Source organism: Clostridium fessum, assembly GCF_027698965.1.
Taxonomy (GTDB): domain Bacteria; phylum Bacillota; class Clostridia; order Lachnospirales; family Lachnospiraceae; genus Otoolea; species Otoolea fessa.
In genome coordinates this window covers 64,433-90,351 of sequence record NZ_JAQEQF010000001.1, presented here as the reverse complement: position 1 = coordinate 90,351, position 25,919 = coordinate 64,433, and the positions used below count along the sequence as shown (strand labels likewise).

Here is a 25,919-nt window from a genome sequence, read left to right as displayed (position 1 = left end):
TCGTATGAAGAGATTAAGACGTTTACTGATAAGTTTGATGATCACGGCACTGATGGCTGCCGGAATGCCGATGACGGCATTTGCAAAGCCGGACTGGCCCTCGGATACGGGGATCGAGTCGGAGGCAGGCATTGTCATGGATGCGGACTCCGGGGCGGTTTTATTCGGGCAGAACATCCATGTGCAGAAGGCGCCGGCAAGTATCACGAAAATATTGACGGCGCTCGTAGTCATTGAGAACAGCAGTCTGGATGATACGGTCACATTTTCCCACGATGCCGTTTACAACGTGGAAGATGGCAGCGGAAACAAGAACGCCATCGAGGAGGGCGACACGCTTTCGGTGCGCGATTGTCTCTACCTGCTGCTGATGCGTTCTTCCAACCAGGCGGCGAATGCGCTGGCGGAGCATGTGGGCGGAAGCCGCGACGGTTTTGTGAAGATGATGAACGAGAAGACGGCGGAGCTTGGCTGTGAGAACAGCCATTTTGCGAATCCGTCCGGTCTGAATGACGACACACAGCTCACTTCGGTGTATGATATGGCGCTGATCGCATCGGCGGCGTATAAAAATGACACGCTTTTAACGATCAGTAAGGATAAGAGCTACCGATTACCGGCGACGAAGAACAATCCGGACGGTGTGACCATTCAGCCGGAGCATAAGCTTCTTATCACGACTGACACAGAGAGTCCGAACTATTATCCATATGCGGTGGCCGGAAAGACCGGTTACACATCCGTTGCGGGGCAGACGCTTGTTACCTATGCGATCAAGGATGACAGACGCCAGATTGCGGTCACGATGAAGAGTACGCAGGCGACCCATTATCAGGATACGATTGCATTGCTGGATTTCGGCTTTCTACGGTTTGAAAATGTAAATATTTCGGAAAATGAGACGGCATACACAAGCGGCGATCAGCCGGTGCAGATCGGAGACAATAGCTATCAGCCGTCCGATTTATCGATGGATACGTCGGCAGTCATCACGATCCCGAAGGATGCTTCGTTTGCGGATGCGGAGAAGACGGTGGTAACGGATCTGCCGGAGGATGCACCGCTGGGCGCGGTGGCACTGCTTTCTTACAAATACAACGACCGCAAGATCGGACAGGTGTATCTGATCAGCGCATCGGCGGCAGAAGCGGCAGCAAACGGGGAGACGGCTCCGGATGACGGAAATACGGCATCGGATCCGGCAGCATCCAATACAGGCGCGTCCGGAAAACCGAAGCAGGCGAAATCTTCGTTCCACCTGACCCTGCCGAAACTTCCGAAAGTATCGGTGAGAACGGTGCTGATTGTGGTCGTCAGTGTGCTTCTGGCAGCGGCGTGTGCGGCGCTTGTATGGTTGTTCTACCAGCGTCATCAGGAAGAAAAGAGACGCCAGGAGGAGCGGAGAAAACGGAGAAGACAGCGTCTGCAGGAGATCGGCTGTTCGCGGGAAGAGTTTGAAAAACTGCTTGAAAAGCGGATGGGCGCGTCCTACAGGGCGCCTGGCACAGCGGAGGCAGATGAGAGCACAGAGCAGGCGGAGTCTGACATGGATGTGCGATCTGGTTCAGGACAGGTTCCGGCGGCAGATGCAGCCGCGTCCCGGCTGGCAGAGAGTGGAAAAGTAGGAACTGGTTCCACGGAAAAGAAGCCGCTGAAAGAAAAACCTGCACAGAAAGAGGCAGAGGATGCCAAAACACAGCAGGGTGTGCAGGAGGATGACACAGAGCTTACGGTTGAGGATTTGGATTGACAACCTGGATGCGCTAAATGGCGGTAAAATGGTCCAGATGGATTGTTTACGGGAAATTTTGGAAAGTATGAAGATTTTTTGAATTTTTCTAAAATGACTACAAAAACAAAAGGCGATATTATATAATAGCCATGCGGTTCGGGCTGGTTCCGGCTGTGAATGAGTGAATGAAGGGATAGAAGAACACGATGAAAAAACTTCTGATAATGATGGTTGCGTGTATGGCGCTGCTCAGCGGATGCACGGAGAGTACGATTGTAAAACCGACTTCTGAGACGGTAGTCGGAGATCCGAATTTTGAGACCCAGGAAAATGTTGAGATCGACTGGACACAGGTCAGCACGGACGCGGAAGACATGTTTAAGGATACAAGTACCTACGAGTACGGCCGCGATTTCCATTTCTATATGGAGCCGAACAAGAAACAGATCATGCTGATCTGGGTAGTGGCAGATGATCTGCCGGATGATCAGATAGGAACCTATGCGGAAGATTTAATCAAGGGATTCAACGACATTGTCCACACCCAGGACTTCTCGATTGAGATGTCCGGTGAAGATTCCTACGGCGGACTGTGGAAACAGTATGCACTGTCCTACAGCATCGTTCCGGAGAGCGACCAGGATAACGAGGACGCATGGTTTATCAGTGGTTCCTATGAGGCTGGCGCAGATTTCAAACTTCCGGATACCAAAGAGCTGATTTCCAAGGTGAAAGAGAAAGAAGCAGCAGGCGAGTACGATACGACTGAGGCGGAGGAAGAGACAGAGAACGCAGAATAAGAGGTTGTCTGCACAGACACGGGATATTTTCTGTGTATAATTAAGAGAAAAGTGATCAAAAAAGCTGTCATATGAGAAACAGATGAGTGTTCTTCATATGACAGCTTTTATTTACCAGGAACCGAAGTACGTGTTTTCACTCAACAGGTAGTCCGCTGTGATAAGACTCATTCCCCAGTTCAGCCAGAAGCGGCGATAAATCCTGTTTATCTAACGGCATGTTGTCTGTGACGGCGCTGTTTAAAAGCGCATAGACACGGCTGCATTTGTCCAATGTTTCATGGAAGAGATCAACAAACGAGGCGGTTGAGACGCGGGTCGGATCCCACGGGTTGCCCCATGCTTCGTGGTTTAGGTTACAGCTGCTCCGGTAGTCGGTTACGGAGTCCGTTACCATTTTCGCGGAAGCAACTGGGTGGTTGACGAAGATGGATTCGACCTGTGCAATGCCGAATTTTTTCTTGCCGTTCTTGTCCGAGAGTGTCCGGCAGCCGAAGCGCAGCGCCCAGATGGAGCGGTGCACCATCGCCGGAGTAACCTGGAAGTTGTTGCGGTAGGTGATCGGATAATAGGTTTCGTTGATGCAGGAAGCCAGGAAATGGGAAATAAACTGGATTTCCTGTCCATTTAGACAGATCGTGGCGGTCTGGTTAAATTCGGACGGCTTCTTTTTTTTATATTTCCAGAGCAGGATCGCGTCGAGCTCGTTTTCCAGATGTGCGTGCATCCCGTGATGCATGGAGGTCGGGGCATCCACTGGATAGCCGATGCGCCCGTACACGTAAGGATGACAGATCGAATCGGCAATGTAATGGTTTATAAATCCGGCCAGATAGGAGATGGCTTCCTCCTGCTGCTGGCGCGAGCGGATGGTTCCAATACGGCGCAGACAGCACTCAAAAAAGGCGTTTACCTTGTGTTCGTGCATATAGGAACCGACGTTGCGGTAATCGCGGTGGCGCAGGATCGGGATATTATAGAAAAACATATCCGGTCCCTGCAGACCGAGCTGGTAGAGCCAGCGGTATTTGGCGATCGTGTGTTTTAAGGGTGTGAACGGCATATCGTTGTATGCTTTCATGCCGAATATATAGTGCGTGGTAAAACCTGGCATATTGTTTTCATCCTTTCCAGATGGACAGAGATTTGGAAATTTGTCCGCCTGTCCGATATGCTTATTGTAGCACTGCCGGTCTGGTTTGTCATGGGGTTTGCGGATGTTTACAGAAAGTGTAAGAAAATGTGGATGGAAAGAGAGTTCTCGGAAGGCAATATCACGGCTTGGAGAATAAAATATCATAGTAAATCATAAGATTGGTTTGATAGAGTGAAAATAGATATAGAAAGGTGCTCGGATGGAAGCGCTCAGAATCGTACAGAAAATGGTGTGGGGACCGTGGCTTCTGGGACTGTTTCTGGCGGTTGGAGTCCTCTGCATGGTGCGTCTGCGGGGATTTCCGATCTGTCATATCAGAGTCTGGTGGGGAGAGACGGTTGGGAGCGGCGGGAAAGGACAGCTTTTGACGACCTGCACCGCGCTGGCGGCGACGGTCGGAACGGGAAATATCACGGGCGTGGCAGCCGCGTTGGCGATCGGTGGTCCGGGTGCTGTGTTCTGGATGTGGGCGGCGGCATTTCTGGGGATGGCGCTGGCATATACGGAGGTTTATCTGGGAATTTTGTATGGGGGCGGACCTTATGTCTATCTGGAAAATGGGGTTGGAAGCTGTTTTGCTGGAAAATGCTATGCCCTGTTTTGCGTGCTGGCGTCGCTTGGAATGGGATGTATGGTACAGGCGGGGGCTCTGGCGGATAGTCTGCGCTATGCAGCGTCCCTGCCGCCGCTTGGAACCGGTATCATACTGGCAGTTTTGACCGCCGTGGTACTCTTTGGCGGGGCAAAACGCATCGGATGGACGGCTTCGGTGCTGGTACCGGTATCGGCGGGGCTGTATCTGCTGGCAGGTGGAATCGCCGTGTTCAGCTTTTATGATCAGATACCAGAAATATTGGGGAACATTGTGGGCGGGGCATTTGGACTGGCAGATAATGCAGGACAGACGGATGGAAGCAGTATTTTGAATTTTTCAGGAATTTCGGGCGGGATGACCGGGTACGGAATGGCAGCGGCGATCCGGAGCGGGGTATCGCGCGGTGTGTTTTCCAATGAGGCGGGCCTGGGGAGTCTGGCGGTGCTGCATGGGATGAGTGAGGGAAAGGGGAGGCTAAGACAGAGGCAGGAAGCGCAGAAACAGGGAATGTGGGCGATTTTCGAGGTGTTTTTCGATACGATCATAGGGTGCAGCCTGACCGCTTTTTTACTGCTCTGTGTATTTCCACACAATCTGACCGAGAAGATCGGTTCCCTGGGCGGCAGCGGCGCGGTGGCGGCGGCTCTGGCAGCCCGTTTTGGGAATGCAGGCGGCATGGTGACGGCGGCGTGCATGGTGCTGTTTGCCTTTGCCACGATCCTTGCTTGGTTTTACATCGGCGATCAGGCCCTTGGATGGCTGATGCGGGATGTCCCACAGAAGCGCGCCGACAAAATATGTATTTTGTATCACGGGGGTTATCTTGTTTCGGTCTTTCTCGGCTGCGTCAGCCGGATGGAAGCCGTCTGGGCGGTATCTGATATTTTCAATGGGCTGATGGCGGTGCCAAACCTTGCAGCGCTGGTGGTGCTTGGCAGGAAGGTACGAAGACCGGAACAGTGAGAGAATTGAGGGATTCAGATACAACAAAAGACCTCTCCAGCAGTGAGAGGTCTTTTGGTATTGAAAAAGGGAGGAGAGCTGATATAAACTCAGCTCGGTATTATGAAAAAAATTTGTAAGCATTGCTTGTTGCTATGGTTATAGTATAGGGAAAAATCGTGAAGAAACCATGTTAATTGTGTAAAAGGTTTTTTAATGAAGTGTGAACGAAATATGAACGCGGAACATGGATTCCATGATCCTGGTAAGTATGTTTGATGTTCAGAGGATCGAAAATGGCAGCCTGGGCAGGAAGCGCAGATATTTTGCGTGCTTCGTCTGTCAAGACTGCCATAAAAAATACGGGTATAAAGTGTGTCAACAATCCTTATTCCGCTTTTTTAACTGATAAAACGGTTCCGCTGAATGCATCCACTTCACTGACGGTTCCCGTATACGTTACGGTAACTTTATCCCCATCTTTTACATCAGAAAGCCCGTCCGGTTTCTGATCCTGCTCGAAGCTGAATTCATAATCGGTTCCGTCGGCGGTGATCGTAAACATAAAGTCTTTGATGTCGCTGATCGTACCAGTCATTGTGGACTGTTTTGCATCGGCAGTTCCTTCGGATGGAAGAACGGCGTCTTTGGCGTCTTCTTTTAAATCATCCATCGGGCTGCTTTCGTCCATGCCATTCGAGCTGGACTCGGAGGAGGCGGACTGGGACGATTCATTAGCAGTCGGTTCATTCACGTTTTTGGAAGAGCAGGCGGTTGCGAGCGAGAGGATCGCAGCCGCGCCCAGGATAGCAAAATATGTTTTTTTCATAGTACATTACCAACCTTTCTTTTGACTTAGTTTGCTCACAGATGTATGATGCAGGACAGATGATGATTCCTGAGCGCAACATTCATCTTTTCGCATAGAATGTCCATTTCGACATTGTGCTATACATCTTAAGCCATAAATGTGAACGAATTGTGAGGAGAAACTTACGAAATGTAAAGAAAATGGACAAATATGGAACGAAAAACAGTCGATTTTCGAACGTTCTTATGGTATAATGTGACCACTTAATGAGGTATTTTTTAAAATTCAGGAGGAAACATACATGAAAAATCCAGTTGTTACCATTGAGATGGAAAATGGCGATATCATGAAGGCAGAGCTTTACCCAGAGATTGCGCCGAACACAGTCAACAACTTTATCAGCCTGATCAAGAAGGGCTTTTATGATGGTCTGATCTTCCACCGTGTCATCAAGGGCTTTATGATTCAGGGCGGATGCCCGAATGGAAATGGTATGGGCGGTCCAGGGTATACCATCAAGGGTGAGTTCAGCCAGAATGGTTTTACGAACAATTTCAAGCACACCAAGGGCGTTCTCTCTATGGCGCGTGCGATGGACCCGAACTCCGCAGGTTCCCAGTTCTTCATCATGCATGAGACTTCCCCGCATCTGGATGGTCAGTATGCATCCTTCGGGAAGATAGTTGAAGGTCTGGATATCGTGGACAAGATTGCCGGCGTCCGCACCGACTGGGGCGATCGTCCGCTGAAAGAGCAGAAGATCAAAAAGATGACCGTTGACACCTTCGGCGAGGAGTACCCGGAGCCGGAAAAAGGAAAAGAAAGATAATCTATGACAATCGAACGAGAAGTAACCATTGCGGGACAGACATACCCGGTGATTCTCTCCGATGAAAACGAAGCTCTTCAGGCTGCGAAAGCAGCCGGGAGAGCTATTGTTGGCTTATGGAGGGAAAATAAGGAAAAACAGCCAGCCGACTATTCATCTTGCCTTTACCTTATTACAGACCCTGAAGACGCCGATGAAACATTCCTGGAACGCGTCGTCCGCCGCCACCTGGCTCTCCCGTGGCTCATTGCTGAAACTGACCGCCTCATCATCCGTGAATTTTCCCAGGACGATCCGTTGGAACCGGCATCCGCTGAGGATGCCGACGGAACTTTTTCTGATTGGAACAAGCGCGAGGAATACCGGAAACACCAGTACCGCTTTGCCGAGTGCGGTTTGTGGGCGCTGGAACGCCGCGCGGACGGTGTGCTGGTTGGAAAGGCGGGGCTGACGGACGGAGAGCTGGGATATCATATTTATGAACCGTTCCGCCGTCAGGGATATGCGCTGGAAGCCTGCCGGGCGATTGTGAAATATGGGTTTGAAACGCTGGAGCTGGATAAGATCCGGATTTGCACGAAGCGTTCCAACACGGCTTCACGGATATTGGCGGAAAAAATGGAATTCGTTCAGGTACCTTCATCCTGCAAGGATTCTATTGTATTTTGTATGCAAAAAGGATATAATAGCTTGTATACAAAATAATGAAAAAATACAATCTAGTGTGATTACACTAAGGGAACGATGGGAGGAATGACCGATGATCAGGCATCTGGAGCTGAAAGCATATGGAAAGATCAATCTCGGTCTGGATGTAGTCCGCCGGAGAGAAGACGGCTACCACGAAGTGCGGATGATCATGCAGACGGTGCGCGTGTACGACGCGATCGAACTGAACCGGACGGAGGAAGAGGGAATCCGTCTTTCAACGAACCTTTATTATCTGCCGGACAATGAAAATAACTTAGGTTACCGCGCGGCGAAACTTCTGATGGATGAGTTTGGAATCCGCGACGGTGTGGAGATCAAGATGAAGAAATTTATCCCGGTGGCAGCCGGGATGGCAGGCGGCAGCAGCGATGCGGCCGCAGTCCTGTTTGGTGTCAACAAGATGTTCGGACTGGGGCTTTCGAAACAGGAGCTGATGGAGCGCGGCGTCCGTCTGGGGGCGGATGTGCCGTACTGTATCATGCGGGGAACGGCTCTTTCGGAGGGAATCGGGGAGATCCTGACACCGCTTCCGCCGATGCCGCAGTGCCGCGTGCTGATTGCCAAACCGGCGGTCAGCGTTTCAACGAAGCATGTGTACGAGAGCTTAAACCTGCCGTCTCTGGGCGCAGAGGCGCATCCGGATATTGATGCGATGCGGGCGGCGATCGAGAAAAAAGACCTCTCCGGCGTCGTTTCACAGCTTGGAAACGTGCTGGAAACGGTGACGATCCCGGAAAATCCGGTGATTCAGACACTCAAAGATAAGATGATGGAGATGGGCGCGGACGGCTCTTTGATGAGCGGAAGCGGTCCAACCGTATTTGGCTTGTTTACGAACCAGACGGCGGCGCAGGCGGCGTATGAGGAACTCCGCTATGGCAGCAGCCAGGATCTGGCGAAACAGGTATACCTGACTAGTTTTTACAACAGGAAGGGGCACGCAGATGGGGAACAATTTTGAGGTTAAAATGAATGAATATCTCCCACTCAGGGATGTGGTATTCAACACACTCCGCCAGGCAATCTTAAAGGGAGAGCTGGCACCGGGCGAGCGCCTGATGGAGATTCAGCTGGCACAGAAGCTGGGCGTCAGCCGCACCCCGATCCGTGAGGCGATCCGCAAGCTGGAGCTGGAAGGACTCGTTCTGATGATTCCGCGGCGCGGCGCGGAGGTGGCGCGAATTTCGGAAAAAAGCCTGAAAGATGTGCTGGAAGTGCGCCGTTCGCTGGAGGAACTGGCGATTGAGCTGGCGTGCCAGCGCATGACGGAAGAAGATATGCAGGCATTGGAAGAAGCACAGAAAGCATTTAAAGCGGCAATTGATCAGGGCGATGCGATGAAGATCGCGGAGACGGACGAGGCATATCATGACGTGATCTACCATTCGACCCGCAACAAGCGTCTGGTGCAGATTTTGAACAACCTGCGTGAGCAGATGTACCGGTTCCGTCTGGAATACATCAAGGACGAGGATAAACGGCAGATTTTGCAGTTAGAGCATGAAAAAATATTGGCGGCACTGCGTCTGCGCCATATGGCGGAGGCAAAGGCGGTAGCCAGGGGGCACATAGATAACCAGGAAATCACGGTACTTAAGAATTTAAAGGAGCGGAAGGAAGTATGACATTTAAAGAATTGTACCTGTCCGGACAGATTCCATTTGAGGAAATCGATCGCTATATTTCCCGTTGGAACCGGTCGGATGATGAGCGGACACTGGCAAAATATCTCGGTCTCAACGCCGATGAGGAGGATGTCTGGATCGATGACAGCGACGAGGCGCTGAAAGAGATGCTGGATAAAAGAGAAAGGGTAGCCGGTACGCCGGTTACCCTTGGAAAGACGGATATTATCGTTAATAAAAATGGATTTGGCGCGCTGCCAATCCAGCGTATTTCTTTTGATGATGCGAAGGTACTGCTTCGCAAGGCGTATGACGCGGGTGTCCGTTTCTTTGATACGGCGCGCTTTTATACGGACAGTGAGGAGAAGATCGGCTATGCGCTGAGCGACGTGCGCGAGCATATCTATATTGCGACCAAGACAGCGGCAACGACGGCGGAAGGCTTCTGGAAGGATCTGGAGACGAGTTTACATAATTTAAAAACAGACTACGTGGACATTTACCAGTTCCACAATCCGGCAGTCTGTCCGAAGCCGGGAGACGGAAGCGGTCTTTATGAGGCGATGCTCGAGGCAAAAGAGCAGGGGAAAATCCGTTTCATCGGCATCACGAACCACCGCATGAGCATTGCGGAGGAGGCGATCGAGTCGGGACTTTACGATACCCTGCAGTTCCCATTTAATTATCTTTCCACCGAGCGGGAGATCGCGTTGGCGAAGGCCTGTGCGGAGCACGAAATGGGATTTATCGCAATGAAGGGTCTGTCGGGCGGTCTGCTGACCAATTCGGCTGCGATCTATGCCTATATGGCACAGTTTGAGAATGTACTGCCGATCTGGGGTGTACAGAAGGAAAGCGAGCTGGACGAATTTTTAAGCTACATCGGCAATCCACCGGAACTGACGGACGAGCTGAAAGCTGTTATTGAAAAAGACCAGAAAGAGCTGGCAGGTGAATTCTGCCGGGGCTGCGGCTACTGTATGCCGTGTCCGGCAGGAATCGAGATCAACAACTGTGCGCGTATGTCCCTGCTTCTGCGCCGTTCTCCGTCAGCGAGATACCTCTCCCCGGAGGGACAGGCGAAGATGAAGAAGATAGAGGACTGCCTGCACTGCGGACACTGCAAGTCGATGTGCCCGTATGGTCTGGATACGCCGAAGCTTTTGGAGGAGAATTATAAGGATTATAAAGAGGTTCTTGCAGGGAAGAGACTGTAAAGAGAGGATAAATGCAAGAGGCATTTTTCCGTAACTGTTCACGGATAGGCACTTTTGGAACCGAAAGTGCCGTAAGAAAACGTGGTGGCAGCAGGAATTTGCCGTATTTAAATGCGAAGCCACGGCAAATTCCGTTACTGGGCACGTATGCGTGAACAGTAACTAGAAATGTGGTGAAATAGACCAGGGAGGCGGAAACAATGGATATAAATCAGAAACAGAAAGAACGTCTGGAGCAGCAGTTTGCATTTATCCGGGAGATAGATAAGGAGAAATTTATCGGTCGCCAGACGTATCTGACAGACGGCGAGCGGAAGGAAAATGACGCGGAGCACGCATGGCATATGGCGATCATGACGGTGCTTCTGGCGGAGTATTCCAATGAGCCGATCGATGTGCTGAAAACGGTTACCATGCTTCTGATTCACGATCTGGTCGAGATCGACGCCGGCGACACATATGCCTATGATGAGGAGGCGAAGAAAACCCAGCGGGAGAGAGAATTAAAGGGTGCAGAGCGCATTTTCGGAATGCTGCCGCCGGATCAGGGCGAAAAACTGCGCGCTCTCTGGGATGAATTTGAAGCCGGGGAGACGCCGGAAGCACGGTTTGCACATACGATGGACAACATCCAGCCGACGATGCTCAATGATGCTTCCAAGGGAAAGGCGTGGGCGACGCGCGGCGTGCACCTGAGCCAGATTCTTGGAAGAAATAAGAATACCGCCAAGGGCTCGGAGACGCTGTGGAACTATTCTTATGAGAATTTCATCACTCCGAGCCTCCGGGAAGGAAAGATAAAAAACGACACGTTACCCGAAGAGTAATCGAATTGTCGGAGGAAGCATGAGCTTTATCCGGCAGACTGCTGTCAGCGGAAACGGTGTGCGTGGCTGCTATTTTTGAGTTCGAAGAAGATTCTGTCGGTTCGGTGGTTATTTTTGAAGCTGAAGCTGTTCCAGAACGTTCCGAGTGATTGGAGCAAGTCATCGGGTCAGCTTTAGAGGAAATCAGAGCAGTATCTTTCTTATTTACATCAAAAATGATATGCTTCTTTTGCGACAGCCAGTTCATATCGTTATCAAAAATCAGAGCGTCAGAGACGGAATCGGCGCTCTGATTTTTTGAGTTTTCTTCCGGCATGACACCTCCGGACAGGGCGGGCGGCGGATAGAGAACACCCCACCAGTTGTCGATCACATGAGTCTGCAGGATCGGCGGGGCGATCGCGTACGCCAGGACTTTCTGCTGAATCTGGTTTCTGGTAAAAGTGAGAAGAGGCAGGCAGAAAAGCAGAAATAAGAGCATGGAACATAATGCGAGAAGCGGGAGTATTCCATCGTAGATATGGGAAAACTTGCAGGAATCGGTGGAAAAATGGCGGCATTTATTGGTAACAGGTGGATGAATCCTGGATGCGGATGACAGAGAATTTTCAGACTGGAACGAAATCACTTGATTTAACATAATGGCTCTCCTTTTACTGAAAGAAATCGAATCTTCTTGTCGCAAGTATTGACAGTTATGGTATAATCTAAACTATATTTTGGAATAGCATTCCGGCGTGTGGTGAAGCTTCCCACACTCGGCAGAAAGGCGGATATTATGAAAAAGAGTGTACTTGTGGTATTTGGCGGACAGTCTTCGGAACATATTGTTTCATGTATGTCGGCAATCAATGTCATTAAAAATATAGATACAGAGCGCTATGATGTAACCCTGATCGGAATTACCGAAGAGGGAAAATGGCTGCTGGTTGACTCGGTCGAGCAGATCGAGGATGAGAGCTGGAGAAAGAACACGACGACCGCGATCCTTTCCCCGGATGCAACGGAGAAATCCGTGATCGTCCTGAAAGATGGTAAGGCGGAAATGATCCGCATTGATGTGGTATTCCCGGTTCTGCATGGACTCTGGGGCGAGGACGGCACCATTCAGGGCATCTTTGAGCTGGCAAAAATCCCGTATGTCGGATGCGGTGTGCTGGCGTCCAGCGTTTCGATGGATAAAGTGTATACAAAACAGATTGTTGACCACACAGGCGTGCGCCAGGCGGCATATGAGCTGGTCATCCGCAAAGAACTTGAAAAGATGGATGAGGTTGTGGCACGCATCGAGAACCGGTTCTCATATCCGGTATTTATCAAGCCGTCCAATGCAGGTTCTTCCAGAGGTGTCAGCAAGGCGTCGGATCGCGAAGAGCTGATTGCAGGCTTAAAGGAGGCGGCGCACCATGACCGCAAGATTCTGGTTGAGGAGACGATTGTCGGCCGTGAGATCGAATGTGCGGTCTTTGGAAATGGCACAGAACCGGTCATCGCTTCCGGTGTTGGCGAGATTCTGGCAGCAGCCGATTTCTATGATTTTGATGCGAAATATTACAACGCAGAGTCCAGAACCGTGGTAAATCCAGAGCTTCCGGGCGATGCGACCGAGCGTGTGCGTCAGGCGGCGAGACGTATTTTCAAGGCGGTAGATGGCTATGGTCTGTCGCGTGTCGATTTCTTTGTGACGAAGGACGGCGAGGTTATCTTCAATGAGATCAATACCATGCCGGGCTTTACCGCGATTAGTATGTACCCGATGCTCTTTGAGGCGGCCGGAATCCCGAAGCCGGAGATGGTGACAAAGCTGATTGAACACGGACTGAAACGCTACGAAGCCTAGAAATAAATAAAAATGTTTCAGAATCCTGAAACAGTGTGAGAGAATCTACTTTTGGACGTTATATGATTCAATATACACAGATGTTCGGGAAAGAATGGAAACATGACCATAAGAATTTTGCCGAAAGGAAGGTAAACATGGATAGAAATGCCCCGATCGGAGTTTTTGATTCAGGCATCGGCGGTCTGACGGTAGCCCGTGAGATCATGCGTCAGATGCCGCAGGAGCGCATCGTATACTTTGGAGATACGGCGCGCGTTCCATATGGAAGCAAATCGCAGGAGACGGTGCTGCGCTATTCCCGCCAGATCATCCGTTTTCTGAAAACACAGGGAGTCAAGGCGATCGTGATTGCCTGCAACACGGCCTCGGCGTGTGCACTGGAGACGGTCAAACAGGAATTGGATATCCCGATCATCGGGGTTATCTACGCGGGCGCGCGCACGGCTGCCGAGGCAACCCATAATGGAAAGATTGGCGTAATTGGAACCGAGGCGACCATCCGGAGCGGTATTTATACCAGAGAAATGCAGAAGCTGCGCCCGGATATTGAGGTCATTGGAAAACCGTGTCCGCTCTTTGTGCCGCTGGTGGAGGAAGGACTCTTCCATGATTCGGTAACAGATGAGATTGCCTCCCGGTATCTTTCTTCGCTGAAAGAAAAATACATTGATACGCTGGTTATGGGATGTACGCATTATCCGCTGCTGCGTTCGACTCTGCATCGGCTGATGGGCAACGAGGTGACATTGGTAAATCCGGCATATGAGACGGCGGTTGAACTTAAAACTCTGCTGCGGGACATGGATCTGACACGCAGTTCGGAGGATCTGGAACGTTTTTCGGAGGAAAACAGCCGCCGCGCTGCTGCCGGGGAGCCGATTCTTGACCAGTATCAGTTCTTTGTCAGCGACCGGGCGGAGAATTTCACGCGTTTTGCCAAGGCGATTCTTCCAAAAGAGGTAAAAGACACGAAACAGATTAACATTGAGGAGTATTAAAATATGACGAAAGATGTGCTTGTATCCGTGCGCGGTGCCCATATTGCGGACGGGGAGACGAATAACCTGGAGGTTATCACGGCAGGCAGCTATTATTTCAAAAATGGCAAGCATTATATCATCTATGATGAGATACTGGAGGGCGAGGAAGGAAGCATCCGCAATACCATCAAAGCCAATGCGGACAGCGTCGATATGATCAAGGGAGGCGATGCGCGGGCGCATATGATTTTTCAGGAGAACCGTCCGAATGTCAGCTGTTATGTGACTCCATACGGTCAGATGATCGTGGGCGTCACGACCGACCGCATCAAGATCAATGAAGGTCCGGATCATCTGAAAATCCAGATTGATTATACGCTGGAACTCAACTATGAGCAGACCAGCCAAAGCCATATTGAAATTGATGTGAAATCGAAGGCGACGGCGAAATTGAACCTGAAAGAGCAGTAAATATAAAAGAATATAGAAACAAAGAAATAAAATCGATGAATCAAAAATCCCGGAAACGTGCAATCAGTTACATTTCCGGGATTTTAAGATCCATTATTTATTTTTCTTGGACTTGGAAGCTTCTTTCTTTGCTGCCTCTTCTGTATTTTTCTTGAAACGGTCAAAGAATTTTTTCTTCTTCGGCAGCGGCGGGATGCCTCCGCGCACGCTCTTGATCTCTGTGATATAAAGACCGCTGATGACAACCTTTGCCTCGGTGCGGAGCGGTAACTGAAGGAATACCTTCTCATCCGCGATCATGGTCACAACCTTCGGTCCGATCTTAGCCTTTACGATCGGGAGCTTCGCCCACTTCATATACCATGGAGTCTGGTCAATAACCATCTTCGGGAGACCGGAATCTCCGATTTTCAGTTTCTTTTTGTCAATCGCCAGAATCGAAACAGTCTGTTTCGAAGCGTCGATCATAGTCTGCTGCTCTGCTTGACGTTTCTGCATCCGGGAACCCAGAATATACAGTACGACAAGAAGGATAGCCAGAATGACGATAATAACTAGCAGTACATTCCAAAATGACATATATATACCTCCGTTGTAGATAGCGGCGGGACACAAATCCAATCCCATTTCGCAGAAATAACGAAAATAGCCGCGCAATTACTATGTATTATAGCATTGGAGAGGGGAAATGGCAAGAAAAATAGACGGGTAACTATGGCGATGGGGACTTAAAAAAATAGAAAAAACCAAAATCATGTTATCGAGCGCTTTTACTGAGATGATTTCGGATGTGTTAGTGCATTGGTCCGCATAAGCGATTCTTTCAAATCCACTTAACTATGGCATCGGTTTCCTCCATATGTTGTAGTGAATATTCTTAAATTATACCATGATTTGCCGCATGATACAATGAAATGAGAAGAGGGAAGGCTATATTTTCCAAATCCATCAAAAAACCACTTGACACCCATCAAATCCCATGCTAAGATGGAGAATGCACTATTGTGGAAAACTGTGTTTTCCGGGTATTCGTATGCCCAAATGACAGTGCAGCTCCGGCGGCATGAAACAAGGCTGGTTCGGAGATGGAAAAATGCAAACCATAGAGATAGAAAGAAAACAGGGGTGAAACATCGAATGGAGAAAAGCAGGATGCGTCCGGTAAAAACCGGTAAAGGTGTAAGGATGACCTTCTCAAGACAAAAAGAAGTTCTGGAAATGCCGAATTTGATTGAGATTCAGAAAAACTCGTATCAGTGGTTCCTGGATGAGGGACTGAAAGAAGTGTTTGCTGATATCTCCCCGATCACGGATTTCGCAGGTCACTTGAGTCTGGAATTTGTGGATTTTACACTGTGTAAAAACGATATCAAATATACGATCGAAGAGTGCAAAGAGCGCGATGCGACCTATGCAGCTCCTCTGAAGGTAAAGGTAAGACTTTGCAATAAAGATAAAGATGAGATCAATGAACATGAGATTTTCATGGGTGATCTTCCACTTATGACCGACACCGGCTCCTTCGTTATCAACGGAGCGGAGCGAGTTATCGTCAGCCAGCTTGTTCGTTCCCCTGGTATTTATTATGGAATCGCGCACGATAAGATCGGTACAGAGTTATACAGCTGCACCGTTATCCCGAACCGGGGTGCCTGGCTGGAGTATGAGACAGATTCCAACGACATTTTCTACGTGCGTGTAGACCGGACCAGAAAAGTTCCTGTTACTGTTCTGATCCGTGCTCTTGGTTACGGTACTAACGCCGAGATCATTGACCTGTTCGGCGATGAGCTGAAACTGGAGAAGAGCTTCGAGAAGGATCCGTCCAACAACTACCAGGATGGTCTTCTGGAATTATATAAGAAGATTCGCCCGGGTGAGCCGCTTTCCGTAGACAGCGCAGAGAGCCTGTTAAACAGCATGTTCTTCGATCCGCGCCGCTACGATCTGGCAAAGGTAGGCCGTTATAAATTCAATAAAAAGCTTCACTTTAAGAACCGTATCGTAGGTCACGTTCTGGCTGAGGATGTGGTTGATACAACTACCGGAGAGATTCTGGCGGAGCAGGGAACAAAGGTTACCAAGGAACTTGCTACTGACATCCAGAACGCAGGCGTTCCGTTTGTATGGATTCAGGGTGAGAAGAAGAATCACAAGGTTCTTTCTAACCTGATGGTAGATCTGGGCGCTTATGTGAATTTCGATCCGGAAGAAGTAGGCGTCACAGAGTTAGTATTCTATCCGGTTCTCCAGGGTATTCTGGAAGAAAATGCCGGCGCTTCTGATGAGGAGTTAAAAGAGATTATCCGCAGAGATATCCATGACCTGATTCCGAAGCACATTACGAAGGAAGATATCATCGCTTCCATCAACTACAACATGCATCTGGAAGGCGGCATCGGCAATCCAGATGATATCGACCATCTGGGCAACCGTCGTATCCGTGCGGTCGGCGAGCTGCTTCAGAACCAGTACCGTATCGGTCTGTCCCGTATGGAGCGTGTGGTACGTGAGCGTATGACAACACAGGACATGGAAGGTGTTTCTGCCCAGTCCCTGATCAATATTAAGCCGGTTACAGCAGCAGTCAAGGAGTTCTTCGGAAGTTCCCAGCTGTCCCAGTTCATGGATCAGAACAACCCGCTGTCCGAGCTGACCCATAAGAGACGTCTTTCCGCCCTGGGTCCTGGCGGTCTGTCAAGGGACCGTGCCGGATTCGAGGTACGAGATGTACACTACACACACTATGGCCGTATGTGCCCGATCGAGACACCTGAGGGACCGAACATCGGTCTGATCAACTCCCTGGCATCTTACGCACGTGTCAATGAGTACGGTTTCATCGAAGCTCCGTACCGTGTAGTAGATAAAACCGATCCGTCCAACCCGGTTGTTACGGATGAGGTTGTATACCTGACAGCAGACGAGGAAGATAACTTTGTTGTTGCACAGGCAAACGAGCAGTTAGACGAAGAAGGACACTTCGTCCACAATAACGTATCTGGTCGTTTCCGTGAGGAGACCTCCGAGTTCCAGAAGAAGAAAATCGACCTGATGGACGTATCCCCGAAGATGGTATTCTCCGTAGCTACTTCCATGATTCCGTTCCTGCAGAACGACGATGCGAACCGTGCTCTGATGGGATCGAACATGCAGCGTCAGGCGGTACCGCTTCTGACCACCGAGAGAGCCGTTGTCGATACCGGTATTTCCGCGAAGGCAGCTGTTGACTCTGGTGTGTGTGTCGTTGCAAAGAATGCCGGTGTGGTTGAGCGCTCCGCTTCCAACGAGATCATCATCAAGAGAGATTCCGATGGAAACCGCGATGTATACCATCTGACAAAATTCAAGAGAAGTAACCAGTCCAACTGCTACAATCAGAAACCGATTGTATACAAGAATGACCATGTCGAAGCTGGCGAGGTTATCGCAGATGGTCCGTCCACCTGCAACGGTGAGATCGGTCTGGGCAAAAACCCGCTGATCGGCTTCATGACCTGGGAAGGCTACAACTACGAGGATGCCGTTCTTCTGTCTGAGCGTCTGGTTCAGGAGGATGTATATACCTCCGTCCATATCGAGGAATACGAGGCAGAAGCACGTGATACCAAGCTGGGACCGGAAGAGATCACAAGAGATGTTCCGGGTGTCGGCGAGGATGCACTGAAAGATCTGGACGAGCGCGGTATCATCCGCATTGGTGCAGAGGTTCGTGCCGGTGATATCCTGGTAGGTAAGGTTACTCCGAAGGGAGAGACCGAGCTGACCGCAGAAGAGCGCCTGTTACGTGCGATCTTCGGTGAGAAGGCAAGAGAGGTTCGTGATACTTCCCTGAAAGTACCGCATGGTGCATACGGTATCATCATTGATGCGAAGGTATTTACAAGAGAGAACGGCGACGAGCTGGCTCCGGGTGTAAATAAGACCGTTCGTATCTACATTGCACAGAAGAGAAAGATTTCCGTCGGCGATAAGATGGCTGGTCGTCATGGTAACAAGGGTGTCGTTTCCCGTGTACTTCCGGTTGAGGATATGCCGTTCCTTCCGAATGGCCGTCCGCTCGACATCGTACTGAACCCATTGGGCGTACCGTCCCGTATGAATATCGGACAGGTCCTGGAGATTCATTTAAGCCTTGCTGCCAAAGCACTTGGTTTTGATGTATCCACCCCGATTTTCGACGGAGCAGACGAGAAAGATATTCAGAACACTCTGGAGATGGCAAATGACTATGTCAACACCTCCTGGGAAGAGTTCGAAGCAAAATATAAAGATATTGTAGATCCGGAAGTTATGGAGTATCTGGGTACCCATCTGGAGCACAGAAAACTCTGGAAGGGCGTTCCGATCGGACGTGACGGTAAAGTCCGCCTGAGAGATGGACGTACCGGCGAATACTTCGACAGCCCGGTTACAATCGGACACATGCATTACCTGAAACTGCATCATCTGGTTGATGATAAGATTCATGCACGTTCCACAGGTCCTTACTCCCTCGTTACACAGCAGCCGCTGGGTGGTAAAGCTCAGTTCGGTGGCCAGCGTTTCGGAGAGATGGAGGTTTGGGCTCTGGAGGCGTATGGCGCATCCTACACGCTGCAGGAGATCCTGACCGTGAAGTCCGATGATGTGGTAGGTCGTGTGAAGACATACGAGGCAATCATCAAGGGCGAGAATATTCCGGAGCCGGGTATTCCGGAGTCCTTCAAGGTACTCTTAAAAGAGCTTCAGTCCCTGGGTCTGGATGTCAGAGTTCTGGCAGAAGACGGTTCCGAGATCGAGCTCAAGGAGAACATCGACGAAGGCGATACCGATCTTCGTTCCGTCATCGAGGGTGACAGTAAGCGTTACTCTCAGAATGAGTCCTTCGGCAACTACGGTTACCAGGAGCAGGAATTTAAAGATGGTGAGCTGACCGATGTAGAGCACGATGAGTATACAGCAGAGGCAGACGGCTATACGGACGATGACTATGCAGACGTTTCCGATGATAATGGATCTGACGACGAAGAATAATCGATAGGAGGGAGTACCGCTCATGCCAGAGACAAATGAAACATATCAACCATTGACATTTGACGCAATCAAGATCGGTTTGGCATCCCCTGAAAAGATTCTGGAGTGGTCTCACGGCGAGGTTAAAAAGCCGGAGACCATCAACTACAGAACATTAAAGCCGGAGAAAGACGGCCTGTTCTGTGAGAGAATCTTTGGACCGAGCAAGGACTGGGAGTGCCACTGTGGTAAATATAAAAAAATCAGATATAAAGGTGTTATCTGTGACCGCTGCGGCGTTGAGGTTACAAAAGCCAGCGTCCGCCGTGAGCGCATGGGTCATATCGAGCTTGCAGCTCCGGTTTCCCACATCTGGTATTTCAAGGGAATTCCGAGCCGCATGGGTCTGATTCTGGACATTTCTCCGAGAACTCTGGAGAAGGTTCTGTACTTCGCTTCCTATATCGTGCTGGATCCGGGACAGACCGGACTGCAGATGAAGCAGGTTCTGTCTGAGAAGGAGTACCGTGACGAGATCGAGAAATACGGTTACGGTTCTTTCCGTGTCGGCATGGGTGCCGAGGCGATTCAGGAGCTTTTAAAGGCGATCGACCTGGAGAAGGATTCTGAGGATCTGAGAAACCAGTTACAGGATGCAACCGGACAGAAGCGTGCCCGCATCATCAAGCGTCTGGAAGTCGTAGAGGCATTCAGAAATTCCGGCAACAAACCGGAGTGGATGATCATGACCGTTGTCCCGGTTATCCCGCCGGATATCCGTCCGATGGTACAGCTGGATGGCGGACGTTTCGCAACTTCCGACTTAAACGATCTGTATCGTCGTATTATCAACCGTAACAACCGTCTTGCAAGACTTCTGGAGCTCGGCGCACCGGATATCATCGTGCGCAACGAGAAACGTATGCTTCAGGAGGCAGTTGACGCATTAATTGATAATGGCCGCCGTGGCCGTCCAGTTACCGGTCCTGGCAACCGTGCCCTCAAGTCCCTTTCTGATATGTTAAAGGGTAAACAGGGACGTTTCCGTCAGAACCTTCTGGGTAAGCGAGTTGACTATTCTGGACGTTCCGTTATCGTCGTAGGACCGGAGTTAAAGATTTACCAGTGCGGTCTGCCGAAAGAGATGGCGATCGAGCTGTTTAAACCGTTCGTTATGAAAGAGCTGGTTTCCAACGGAACCGCTCATAACATTAAAAATGCAAAGAAGATGGTAGAGCGCCTTCAGCCGGAGGTTTGGGACGTTCTCGAGGATGTAATCAAAGAGCATCCGGTTATGTTAAACCGTGCTCCTACACTGCATCGTTTGGGTATTCAGGCATTCGAGCCGATTCTGGTAGAAGGTAAGGCAATCAAGCTGCATCCGCTTGTTTGTACCGCATTCAACGCCGATTTCGATGGCGACCAGATGGCGGTACATCTTCCGCTTTCCGTGGAGGCACAGGCAGAGTGCCGTTTCCTGCTGCTTTCTCCGAACAACCTGTTAAAACCGTCCGATGGTGGTCCGGTAGCCGTTCCTTCCCAGGATATGGTACTTGGTATTTACTATCTGACCCAGGAACGTCCGGGCGCCAAGGGCGAGGGTATGGCATTCAAGAGCATCAACGAGGCGATTCTTGCATACGAGAACAAGGTTGTTACCCTGCATTCCCGTGTCAAAGTAAGAGTAACCCGCACGATGCCGGATGGCACAACGAAGACTGGTATCATCGAGTCTACCGTTGGACGTTTCATCTTCAACGAGATCATCCCGCAGGATCTGGGCTTCGTAGACCGTTCCCAGAAAGAGAACGAGCTGAAACTGGAAGTTGACTTCCACGTAGGCAAGAAGCAGTTAAAGCAGATTCTGGAGAAGGTTATCAATGTCCATGGTGCAACCCAGACAGCGATCACCCTGGATGATATCAAGGCGATTGGCTACAAGTTCTCTACACGTGCAGCCATGACCGTATCGATTTCCGATATGACCGTACCGGCAAGCAAGCCGAAGCTGATTGCTGACGCGCAGGCAACGGTTGACCATATCGCAAAGAACTTCCGCCGTGGTCTTATCACAGAGGAAGAGCGTTACAAAGAAGTTATCGAGACCTGGAAGGCAACCGATGATCAGCTGACTCACGACCTGCTGACAGGACTTGACAAATATAACAACATCTTCATGATGGCTGACTCCGGTGCGCGAGGATCGGATAAGCAGATTAAACAGCTTGCTGGTATGCGAGGACTGATGGCAGATACGACCGGTCATACGATTGAACTTCCTATCAAGTCCAACTTCCGTGAGGGTCTGGACGTACTGGAGTACTTCATCTCCGCACACGGAGCTCGAAAAGGTATGTCCGATACGGCTCTGCGTACTGCCGACTCTGGTTACCTGACCAGACGTCTGGTAGATGTATCCCAGGATCTGATCGTCCGCGAGGAGGACTGCTGCTGGGATAAGCCGGAGATTCCGTATATGGAGATCAAGGCATTCATGGATGGTCAGGAGACCATCGAGACATTGCAGGAGCGTATCACAGGACGTTTCATCGCTGAGACAATCACAGACCCGGATACAGGTGAAGTGGTGATTGAGAAGAATCATATGTGTACGCCGAAGCGTGCAGCGGCTGTTATGGCAGCATTGAAGAAACAGGGCAGAGATTCCATCAAGATCCGTACCGTCCTGACCTGTAAATCCCATATCGGTGTGTGTGCGAAGTGCTACGGTGCCAACATGGCAACCGGTCAGCCGGTTCAGGTCGGTGAGGCAGTCGGCATCATCGCGGCACAGTCCATCGGTGAGCCTGGTACACAGCTGACCATGCGTACGTTCCACTCGGGCGGCGTTGCCGGTGGCGATATCACACAGGGTCTTCCGCGTGTCGAGGAGCTTTTCGAGGCACGTAAGCCGAAGGGACTTGCTATCATCGCTGAGTTCGGCGGTGTGGCAACCATCAAAGATACCAAGAAGAAACGTGAGATCATTATCACGGATAATGAGACGGGCAATTCCAAGACATACCTGATTCCTTACGGCTCCCGTATCAAGATTCAGGACGGCGCGGTTCTGGAGGCTGGTGACGAGCTGACCGAAGGTAGCGTGAACCCGCACGATATTCTGAAGATCAAGGGCGTCCGCGCCGTACAGGATTACATGATCCAGGAAGTACAGCGTGTATACCGTTTACAGGGTGTAGAAATCAACGATAAGCATATTGAGATGATCGTACACCAGATGTTAAAGAAGATTAAGATTGAGGAAAGTGGAGATTCCGACGTACTGCCGGGCGTATCCATGGATGTACTCGATTTCAACGAGATGAACGAGGCGCTGGAAGCCGAGGGCAAAGAGCCGGCGATCGGACGTCAGGTTATGCTGGGTATTACCAAGGCATCTCTGGCAACCGACTCCTTCTTATCCGCTGCATCCTTCCAGGAGACAACCAAGGTTCTGACCGAGGCTGCCATCAACGGAAAGGTAGATAAGCTGATTGGTCTGAAGGAGAACGTTCTGATTGGTAAGCTGATTCCGGCTGGTACCGGTATGAAGCGTTACCGCTCCATCAAGCTGAACACCGATGTTGAGGAAGAGGATGATATCGATCTGGCAGAGGACGACTTCAACGAGCCGGCTGAACTGGACGAGGCAGACAAGATTGTACTCAACGAGGATGAGCTGAGTGAAGAATAATTAAAAATGAAAAACGGAATCGTTTTTTGGAGATCGCCGCAGAGATGCGGCGGTCTTTTTTTGTTTCATAAAACCGTAAGAAATAGAAGCGCGGGATTGGTTGAATCGAAGGGGAAAATCCGTTATACTTATAAAGGAAATGTTTAAAATCCAAAGTAATGTGATTGAATTGTATAAATTTAAAAAACAAATTTAACGATTTTAGACTTTCAAAACAGAAACAATTATTTAAAAAATAGAGACATTGGAAGGAGATTATATAGATGAAGAGACACAATCGGCTCAAAAAACATACACTGGGACTGGCGGCGGCTCTGCTGATGACAGCCGGTATGTCGCAGATCGCGCTGGCAAGCGACTCGGTGTATGTCAATACGTCTTCCCTGCGCTACCGGACATCCGCGCAGATCAAGGACAATAATATCGCGGGCAATCTGTCCTACGGCCAGAAGCTGGAGCGCGTGGGAACCAGCGGGCAGTGGACGATGATTCTTTTGAATGGAAAGAAGTATTACGTTTCATCTGCCTATGTGACAAGCAAAAAACCGGCATCTGCAGGTGCTGTCCAGACAACCAGCCAGACAGCAGCGGGAGCGCAGACATCCGGCGGCACGGCGATCGCACTTTCTTCTAATTATAAATACGCAAATTATTCGAAGATCAACAGCGGAACTGCGACCCTGTACCGCTCGACTGCTTCCAACAAGAAAAATAAAGTGGTCTGTGTCAATGCCGGACATGGAACAAACGGTGGCGGAAGCGTCAAGACCCAGTGTCATCCGGATGGAAGTGCGAAAGTAACCGGCGGCACAACCGGAGCCGGTGCTACCTCAGCAGTGGCAGTTTCCAGCGGTATGACCTTTGCAGATGGAACAGCAGAGAGCAAGGTAACACTTGCTATGGCAAAGGTGCTTAAGACAAAACTTCTGAATGCAGGCTATGATGTACTGATGATCCGTGAATCAGATGATGTACAGCTGGATAATATAGCCCGTACGGTCATTGCGAATAACAACGCGGACTGTCATATAGCCTTGCACTGGGATTCAACCAGCAGCAACAAGGGTGCCTTTTTCATGAGCGTTCCAAGCAACGCAACCTACCGTGCGATGGAGCCGGTTGCCTCTCATTGGAAGCAGCACAACCAACTGGGCGAGTCGCTGATCAGCGGCTTAAAGAGCGCGGGTGTGAAGATTTATTCCAAAGGCAGCATGGAGATGGATTTGACCCAGACTTCCTATTCGACGATTCCGAGTGTGGATATTGAGCTGGGAGATAAGGCGTCCGATCATTCGGGTGCGACGCTTGAGACGCTGGCGAACGGACTGCTGGCTGGCGTGAATACGTTCTTCGGACAGTAAAAACTGAAAGGAGGAAAACATATGGGATTGGTGGCGTTTATTATGGCATATGCATTATTTGCGTTTATCTTTTATATTCTGCAGGTAATTGCATACTGGAAGATTTTTACAAAAGCCGGGGAAGAAGGATGGAAATCCATCATTCCGATTTACAATGGCTATGTACAGTACCGGCTGACCTGGGATGTGCAGTATTTCTGGGTGGCACTGGGACTGGCGGTCGGCGGAGGTATTTTAAATTCCTTCGGCGGAATCGTGGGAGTTATCGGTTCGCTTGCGCTTCTGGGAACAGCACTCATGAATGTGGTGGCACTCTATAAGCTGGCGTGTGCCTATGGTCACGGGATAGGATTTACGATTGGTTTATTTTTTCTGAATCCGCTTTTTATGCTGATTCTTGGTTTTGGTGATTCGGAGTACATGGGACCGCAGGAGTAGCGGAAATGAAGTTCCGGGATATTTAAGATATTTTCCAGAAAAAAAGAGTCAGATGAGACAATAGAGGGTTTTGCACTGTACCTGTCTACAGCGCAAAACCCTTGTTACTGCTCACAGGTAGGCACTTTTGGAACCGAAAGTGCCGTAAGAAAACGTGGTGGCAGCAGGAATTTGCCGTATTAAAATGCGAAGCCACGGCAAATTCCGTTACTGGGCACGTATGCGTGAACAGTAACAAACCCTTTATTTTACGGGAAAAATTTGCATTTTATACCTTGACAGTGCAACTCAAACTAGCTATAATAAGTAAGCGTGCAAAATTCAAGGAATTTCTGCGCGGAAATACAAGCTTAAAAAAGCAACCACAGACAATATCACAGGAGGTGAAAAGGATGCCTACATTTAACCAGTTAGTAAGAAAGGGAAGACAGACATCTGAAAAGAAATCAACAGCTCCGGCTCTGCAGAAGGGATACAACTCTTTACAGAAGAAAGCTATCAACGTTTCTGCACCGCAGAAGAGAGGCGTGTGTACAGCCGTTAAGACTGCAACACCTAAAAAGCCTAACTCTGCTCTTAGAAAAATCGCCAGAGTTCGTCTTTCCAACGGTATCGAAGTAACAAGCTACATCCCGGGTGAGGGACACAACTTACAGGAGCACAGCGTTGTTCTGATTCGTGGTGGTCGTGTAAAGGACTTACCAGGTACCAGATACCACATCATCAGAGGTACTCTTGATACTGCAGGCGTAGCCAACAGAAAACAGGCGCGTTCCAAATACGGCGCTAAGAGACCGAAAGACAAGAAATAATTTTAATTAGGTAGAAGTTCTATTAGATTTAGAATGAATGTGCCGGACTTTGATATTGATCCTGTAGGTTGCAGGGAATC

Annotated in this window: 21 protein-coding genes; 17 read left to right on the top strand and 4 right to left on the bottom strand. The window is 49.9% G+C overall.

Translation table 11 applies throughout. The features are described 5' to 3' along the window. Positions 1–4: 4 nt before the first annotated feature. Positions 5–1,750 carry a D-alanyl-D-alanine carboxypeptidase family protein gene (locus PG862_RS00335; RefSeq protein ID WP_270706170.1) on the top strand — a complete coding sequence of 582 codons (1,746 nt, stop codon included), beginning with the start codon at positions 5–7 and terminating at the stop codon, positions 1,748–1,750. Positions 1,751–1,938: 188 nt separating this feature from the next. Then, positions 1,939–2,532, top strand: a complete 594-nt coding sequence (locus PG862_RS00330) for a hypothetical protein (protein WP_181357194.1) — start codon at positions 1,939–1,941, stop codon at positions 2,530–2,532. Positions 2,533–2,668: 136 nt separating this feature from the next. Here the strand turns inward: PG862_RS00330 and PG862_RS00325 are convergent, their stop codons facing one another. Beyond that, positions 2,669–3,646 (bottom strand): zinc dependent phospholipase C family protein, encoded by a 978-nt coding sequence (locus PG862_RS00325; RefSeq protein ID WP_117796288.1) that lies wholly within the window; start codon positions 3,644–3,646, stop codon positions 2,669–2,671. Positions 3,647–3,887: 241 nt separating this feature from the next. On the opposite strand from PG862_RS00325, the gene PG862_RS00320 reads away from it, so the two are divergent. Then, a complete protein-coding gene (locus tag PG862_RS00320) occupies positions 3,888–5,246 on the top strand; it encodes an alanine/glycine:cation symporter family protein (protein WP_270706169.1) in 1,359 nt (452 codons plus the stop codon). A 367-nt stretch (positions 5,247–5,613) separates the two neighbouring features. Here PG862_RS00320 and PG862_RS00315 read toward each other — a convergent pair whose 3' ends face one another. Continuing rightward, on the bottom strand, positions 5,614–6,054 hold the full coding sequence (locus tag PG862_RS00315) for a hypothetical protein (protein ID WP_107000687.1): 441 nt from the start codon (positions 6,052–6,054) through the stop codon (positions 5,614–5,616). A 283-nt stretch (positions 6,055–6,337) separates the two neighbouring features. Here PG862_RS00315 and PG862_RS00310 point away from each other — a divergent pair, with 283 nt between their 5' ends. The 6 genes from PG862_RS00310 (at position 6,338) to PG862_RS00285 (ending at position 11,245) form a co-directional block, all read left to right on the top strand. After that, a complete protein-coding gene (locus tag PG862_RS00310; RefSeq protein ID WP_022360081.1) occupies positions 6,338–6,865 on the top strand; it encodes a peptidylprolyl isomerase in 528 nt (175 codons plus the stop codon). 3 nt (positions 6,866–6,868) lie between these two features. Beyond that, a complete protein-coding gene (locus PG862_RS00305) occupies positions 6,869–7,570 on the top strand; it encodes a GNAT family N-acetyltransferase (protein ID WP_270706168.1) in 702 nt (233 codons plus the stop codon). Between the two features lie 55 nt (positions 7,571–7,625). Then, positions 7,626–8,537 carry a 4-(cytidine 5'-diphospho)-2-C-methyl-D-erythritol kinase gene (ispE, locus tag PG862_RS00300; protein ID WP_022360083.1) on the top strand — a complete coding sequence of 304 codons (912 nt, stop codon included), beginning with the start codon at positions 7,626–7,628 and terminating at the stop codon, positions 8,535–8,537. Next, on the top strand, positions 8,521–9,201 hold the full coding sequence (locus PG862_RS00295) for a GntR family transcriptional regulator (protein ID WP_107000683.1): 681 nt from the start codon (positions 8,521–8,523) through the stop codon (positions 9,199–9,201). Before ispE ends, PG862_RS00295 begins: the two co-directional genes overlap by 17 nt. Continuing rightward, complete coding sequence (locus tag PG862_RS00290) at positions 9,198–10,418, top strand: aldo/keto reductase (RefSeq protein ID WP_270487419.1); 1,221 nt, start codon at positions 9,198–9,200, stop codon at positions 10,416–10,418. The genes PG862_RS00295 and PG862_RS00290 overlap by 4 nt, the downstream gene beginning before the upstream one ends. Positions 10,419–10,618: 200 nt before the next feature. Beyond that, positions 10,619–11,245, top strand: a complete 627-nt coding sequence (locus PG862_RS00285; protein ID WP_107000681.1) for an HD domain-containing protein — start codon at positions 10,619–10,621, stop codon at positions 11,243–11,245. Here the strand turns inward: PG862_RS00285 and PG862_RS00280 are convergent. After that, a complete protein-coding gene (locus tag PG862_RS00280) occupies positions 11,190–11,561 on the bottom strand; it encodes a hypothetical protein (RefSeq protein WP_270706165.1) in 372 nt (123 codons plus the stop codon). The two genes, PG862_RS00285 and PG862_RS00280, sit on opposite strands and share 56 nt — an antisense overlap. A 462-nt stretch (positions 11,562–12,023) precedes the next feature. On the opposite strand from PG862_RS00280, the gene PG862_RS00275 reads away from it, so the two are divergent. From PG862_RS00275 to PG862_RS00265, 3 genes are all read left to right on the top strand, one after another. Then, the gene (locus PG862_RS00275; RefSeq protein ID WP_181357193.1) at positions 12,024–13,085 is read left to right on the top strand and encodes a D-alanine--D-alanine ligase family protein; all 1,062 of its coding nucleotides are present in this window, start codon (positions 12,024–12,026) and stop codon (positions 13,083–13,085) included. A gap of 137 nt (positions 13,086–13,222) precedes the next feature. Then, positions 13,223–14,086, top strand: a complete 864-nt coding sequence (murI, locus tag PG862_RS00270) for a glutamate racemase (RefSeq protein WP_270706163.1) — start codon at positions 13,223–13,225, stop codon at positions 14,084–14,086. A gap of 3 nt (positions 14,087–14,089) precedes the next feature. Further along, on the top strand, positions 14,090–14,539 hold the full coding sequence (locus tag PG862_RS00265) for a DUF1934 domain-containing protein (protein ID WP_022360090.1): 450 nt from the start codon (positions 14,090–14,092) through the stop codon (positions 14,537–14,539). 93 nt (positions 14,540–14,632) lie between these two features. Here the strand turns inward: PG862_RS00265 and PG862_RS00260 are convergent, their stop codons facing one another. After that, on the bottom strand, positions 14,633–15,118 hold the full coding sequence (locus PG862_RS00260; RefSeq protein WP_022360091.1) for a hypothetical protein: 486 nt from the start codon (positions 15,116–15,118) through the stop codon (positions 14,633–14,635). Between the two features lie 558 nt (positions 15,119–15,676). On the opposite strand from PG862_RS00260, the gene rpoB reads away from it, so the two are divergent. The 5 genes from rpoB to rpsL all read left to right on the top strand — a co-directional run bounded on the left by rpoB (position 15,677) and on the right by rpsL (position 25,839). Then, positions 15,677–19,555, top strand: coding sequence for a DNA-directed RNA polymerase subunit beta (gene rpoB / locus PG862_RS00255; protein ID WP_118672574.1), 3,879 nt, complete (start codon positions 15,677–15,679; stop codon positions 19,553–19,555). Positions 19,556–19,577: 22 nt separating this feature from the next. After that, positions 19,578–23,228, top strand: a complete 3,651-nt coding sequence (gene rpoC / locus PG862_RS00250; protein ID WP_107000676.1) for a DNA-directed RNA polymerase subunit beta' — start codon at positions 19,578–19,580, stop codon at positions 23,226–23,228. A gap of 263 nt (positions 23,229–23,491) precedes the next feature. Next, entirely contained in the window at positions 23,492–24,589 is a 1,098-nt protein-coding gene (locus tag PG862_RS00245; RefSeq protein WP_333563174.1) for an N-acetylmuramoyl-L-alanine amidase, read from the top strand. Positions 24,590–24,610: 21 nt separating this feature from the next. Further along, positions 24,611–25,027: a DUF5684 domain-containing protein gene (locus PG862_RS00240; protein WP_022358471.1), complete on the top strand. Its 417-nt coding sequence runs from the start codon at positions 24,611–24,613 to the stop codon at positions 25,025–25,027. Between the two features lie 392 nt (positions 25,028–25,419). Further along, positions 25,420–25,839 (top strand): 30S ribosomal protein S12, encoded by a 420-nt coding sequence (gene rpsL / locus PG862_RS00235; protein WP_022358472.1) that lies wholly within the window; start codon positions 25,420–25,422, stop codon positions 25,837–25,839. The last annotated feature ends 80 nt before the right edge of the window (positions 25,840–25,919 follow it).

Excerpts from the sequence above, each read along its gene's own strand:
- PG862_RS00275 (WP_181357193.1), top strand. The coding sequence starts at position 12,024 with ATGAAAAAGAGTGTACTTGTGGTATTTGGCGGACAGTCTTCGGAACAT.
- ispE (WP_022360083.1), top strand. The coding sequence starts at position 7,626 with ATGATCAGGCATCTGGAGCTGAAAGCATATGGAAAGATCAATCTCGGT.
- PG862_RS00245 (WP_333563174.1), top strand. The coding sequence starts at position 23,492 with ATGAAGAGACACAATCGGCTCAAAAAACATACACTGGGACTGGCGGCG.
- rpsL (WP_022358472.1), top strand. The coding sequence starts at position 25,420 with ATGCCTACATTTAACCAGTTAGTAAGAAAGGGAAGACAGACATCTGAA.
- murI (WP_270706163.1), top strand. The coding sequence starts at position 13,223 with ATGGATAGAAATGCCCCGATCGGAGTTTTTGATTCAGGCATCGGCGGT.
- PG862_RS00315 (WP_107000687.1), bottom strand. The coding sequence starts at position 6,054 with ATGAAAAAAACATATTTTGCTATCCTGGGCGCGGCTGCGATCCTCTCG.
- rpoB (WP_118672574.1), top strand. The coding sequence starts at position 15,677 with ATGGAGAAAAGCAGGATGCGTCCGGTAAAAACCGGTAAAGGTGTAAGG.
- PG862_RS00290 (WP_270487419.1), top strand. The coding sequence starts at position 9,198 with ATGACATTTAAAGAATTGTACCTGTCCGGACAGATTCCATTTGAGGAA.
- PG862_RS00335 (WP_270706170.1), top strand. The coding sequence starts at position 5 with ATGAAGAGATTAAGACGTTTACTGATAAGTTTGATGATCACGGCACTG.
- PG862_RS00260 (WP_022360091.1), bottom strand. The coding sequence starts at position 15,118 with ATGTCATTTTGGAATGTACTGCTAGTTATTATCGTCATTCTGGCTATC.
- PG862_RS00265 (WP_022360090.1), top strand. The coding sequence starts at position 14,090 with ATGACGAAAGATGTGCTTGTATCCGTGCGCGGTGCCCATATTGCGGAC.
- PG862_RS00320 (WP_270706169.1), top strand. The coding sequence starts at position 3,888 with ATGGAAGCGCTCAGAATCGTACAGAAAATGGTGTGGGGACCGTGGCTT.
- PG862_RS00295 (WP_107000683.1), top strand. The coding sequence starts at position 8,521 with ATGGGGAACAATTTTGAGGTTAAAATGAATGAATATCTCCCACTCAGG.
- PG862_RS00325 (WP_117796288.1), bottom strand. The coding sequence starts at position 3,646 with ATGCCAGGTTTTACCACGCACTATATATTCGGCATGAAAGCATACAAC.
- PG862_RS00280 (WP_270706165.1), bottom strand. The coding sequence starts at position 11,561 with ATGCCGGAAGAAAACTCAAAAAATCAGAGCGCCGATTCCGTCTCTGAC.
- PG862_RS00310 (WP_022360081.1), top strand. The coding sequence starts at position 6,338 with ATGAAAAATCCAGTTGTTACCATTGAGATGGAAAATGGCGATATCATG.
- PG862_RS00305 (WP_270706168.1), top strand. The coding sequence starts at position 6,869 with ATGACAATCGAACGAGAAGTAACCATTGCGGGACAGACATACCCGGTG.
- PG862_RS00285 (WP_107000681.1), top strand. The coding sequence starts at position 10,619 with ATGGATATAAATCAGAAACAGAAAGAACGTCTGGAGCAGCAGTTTGCA.
- PG862_RS00240 (WP_022358471.1), top strand. The coding sequence starts at position 24,611 with ATGGGATTGGTGGCGTTTATTATGGCATATGCATTATTTGCGTTTATC.
- PG862_RS00330 (WP_181357194.1), top strand. The coding sequence starts at position 1,939 with ATGAAAAAACTTCTGATAATGATGGTTGCGTGTATGGCGCTGCTCAGC.
- rpoC (WP_107000676.1), top strand. The coding sequence starts at position 19,578 with ATGCCAGAGACAAATGAAACATATCAACCATTGACATTTGACGCAATC.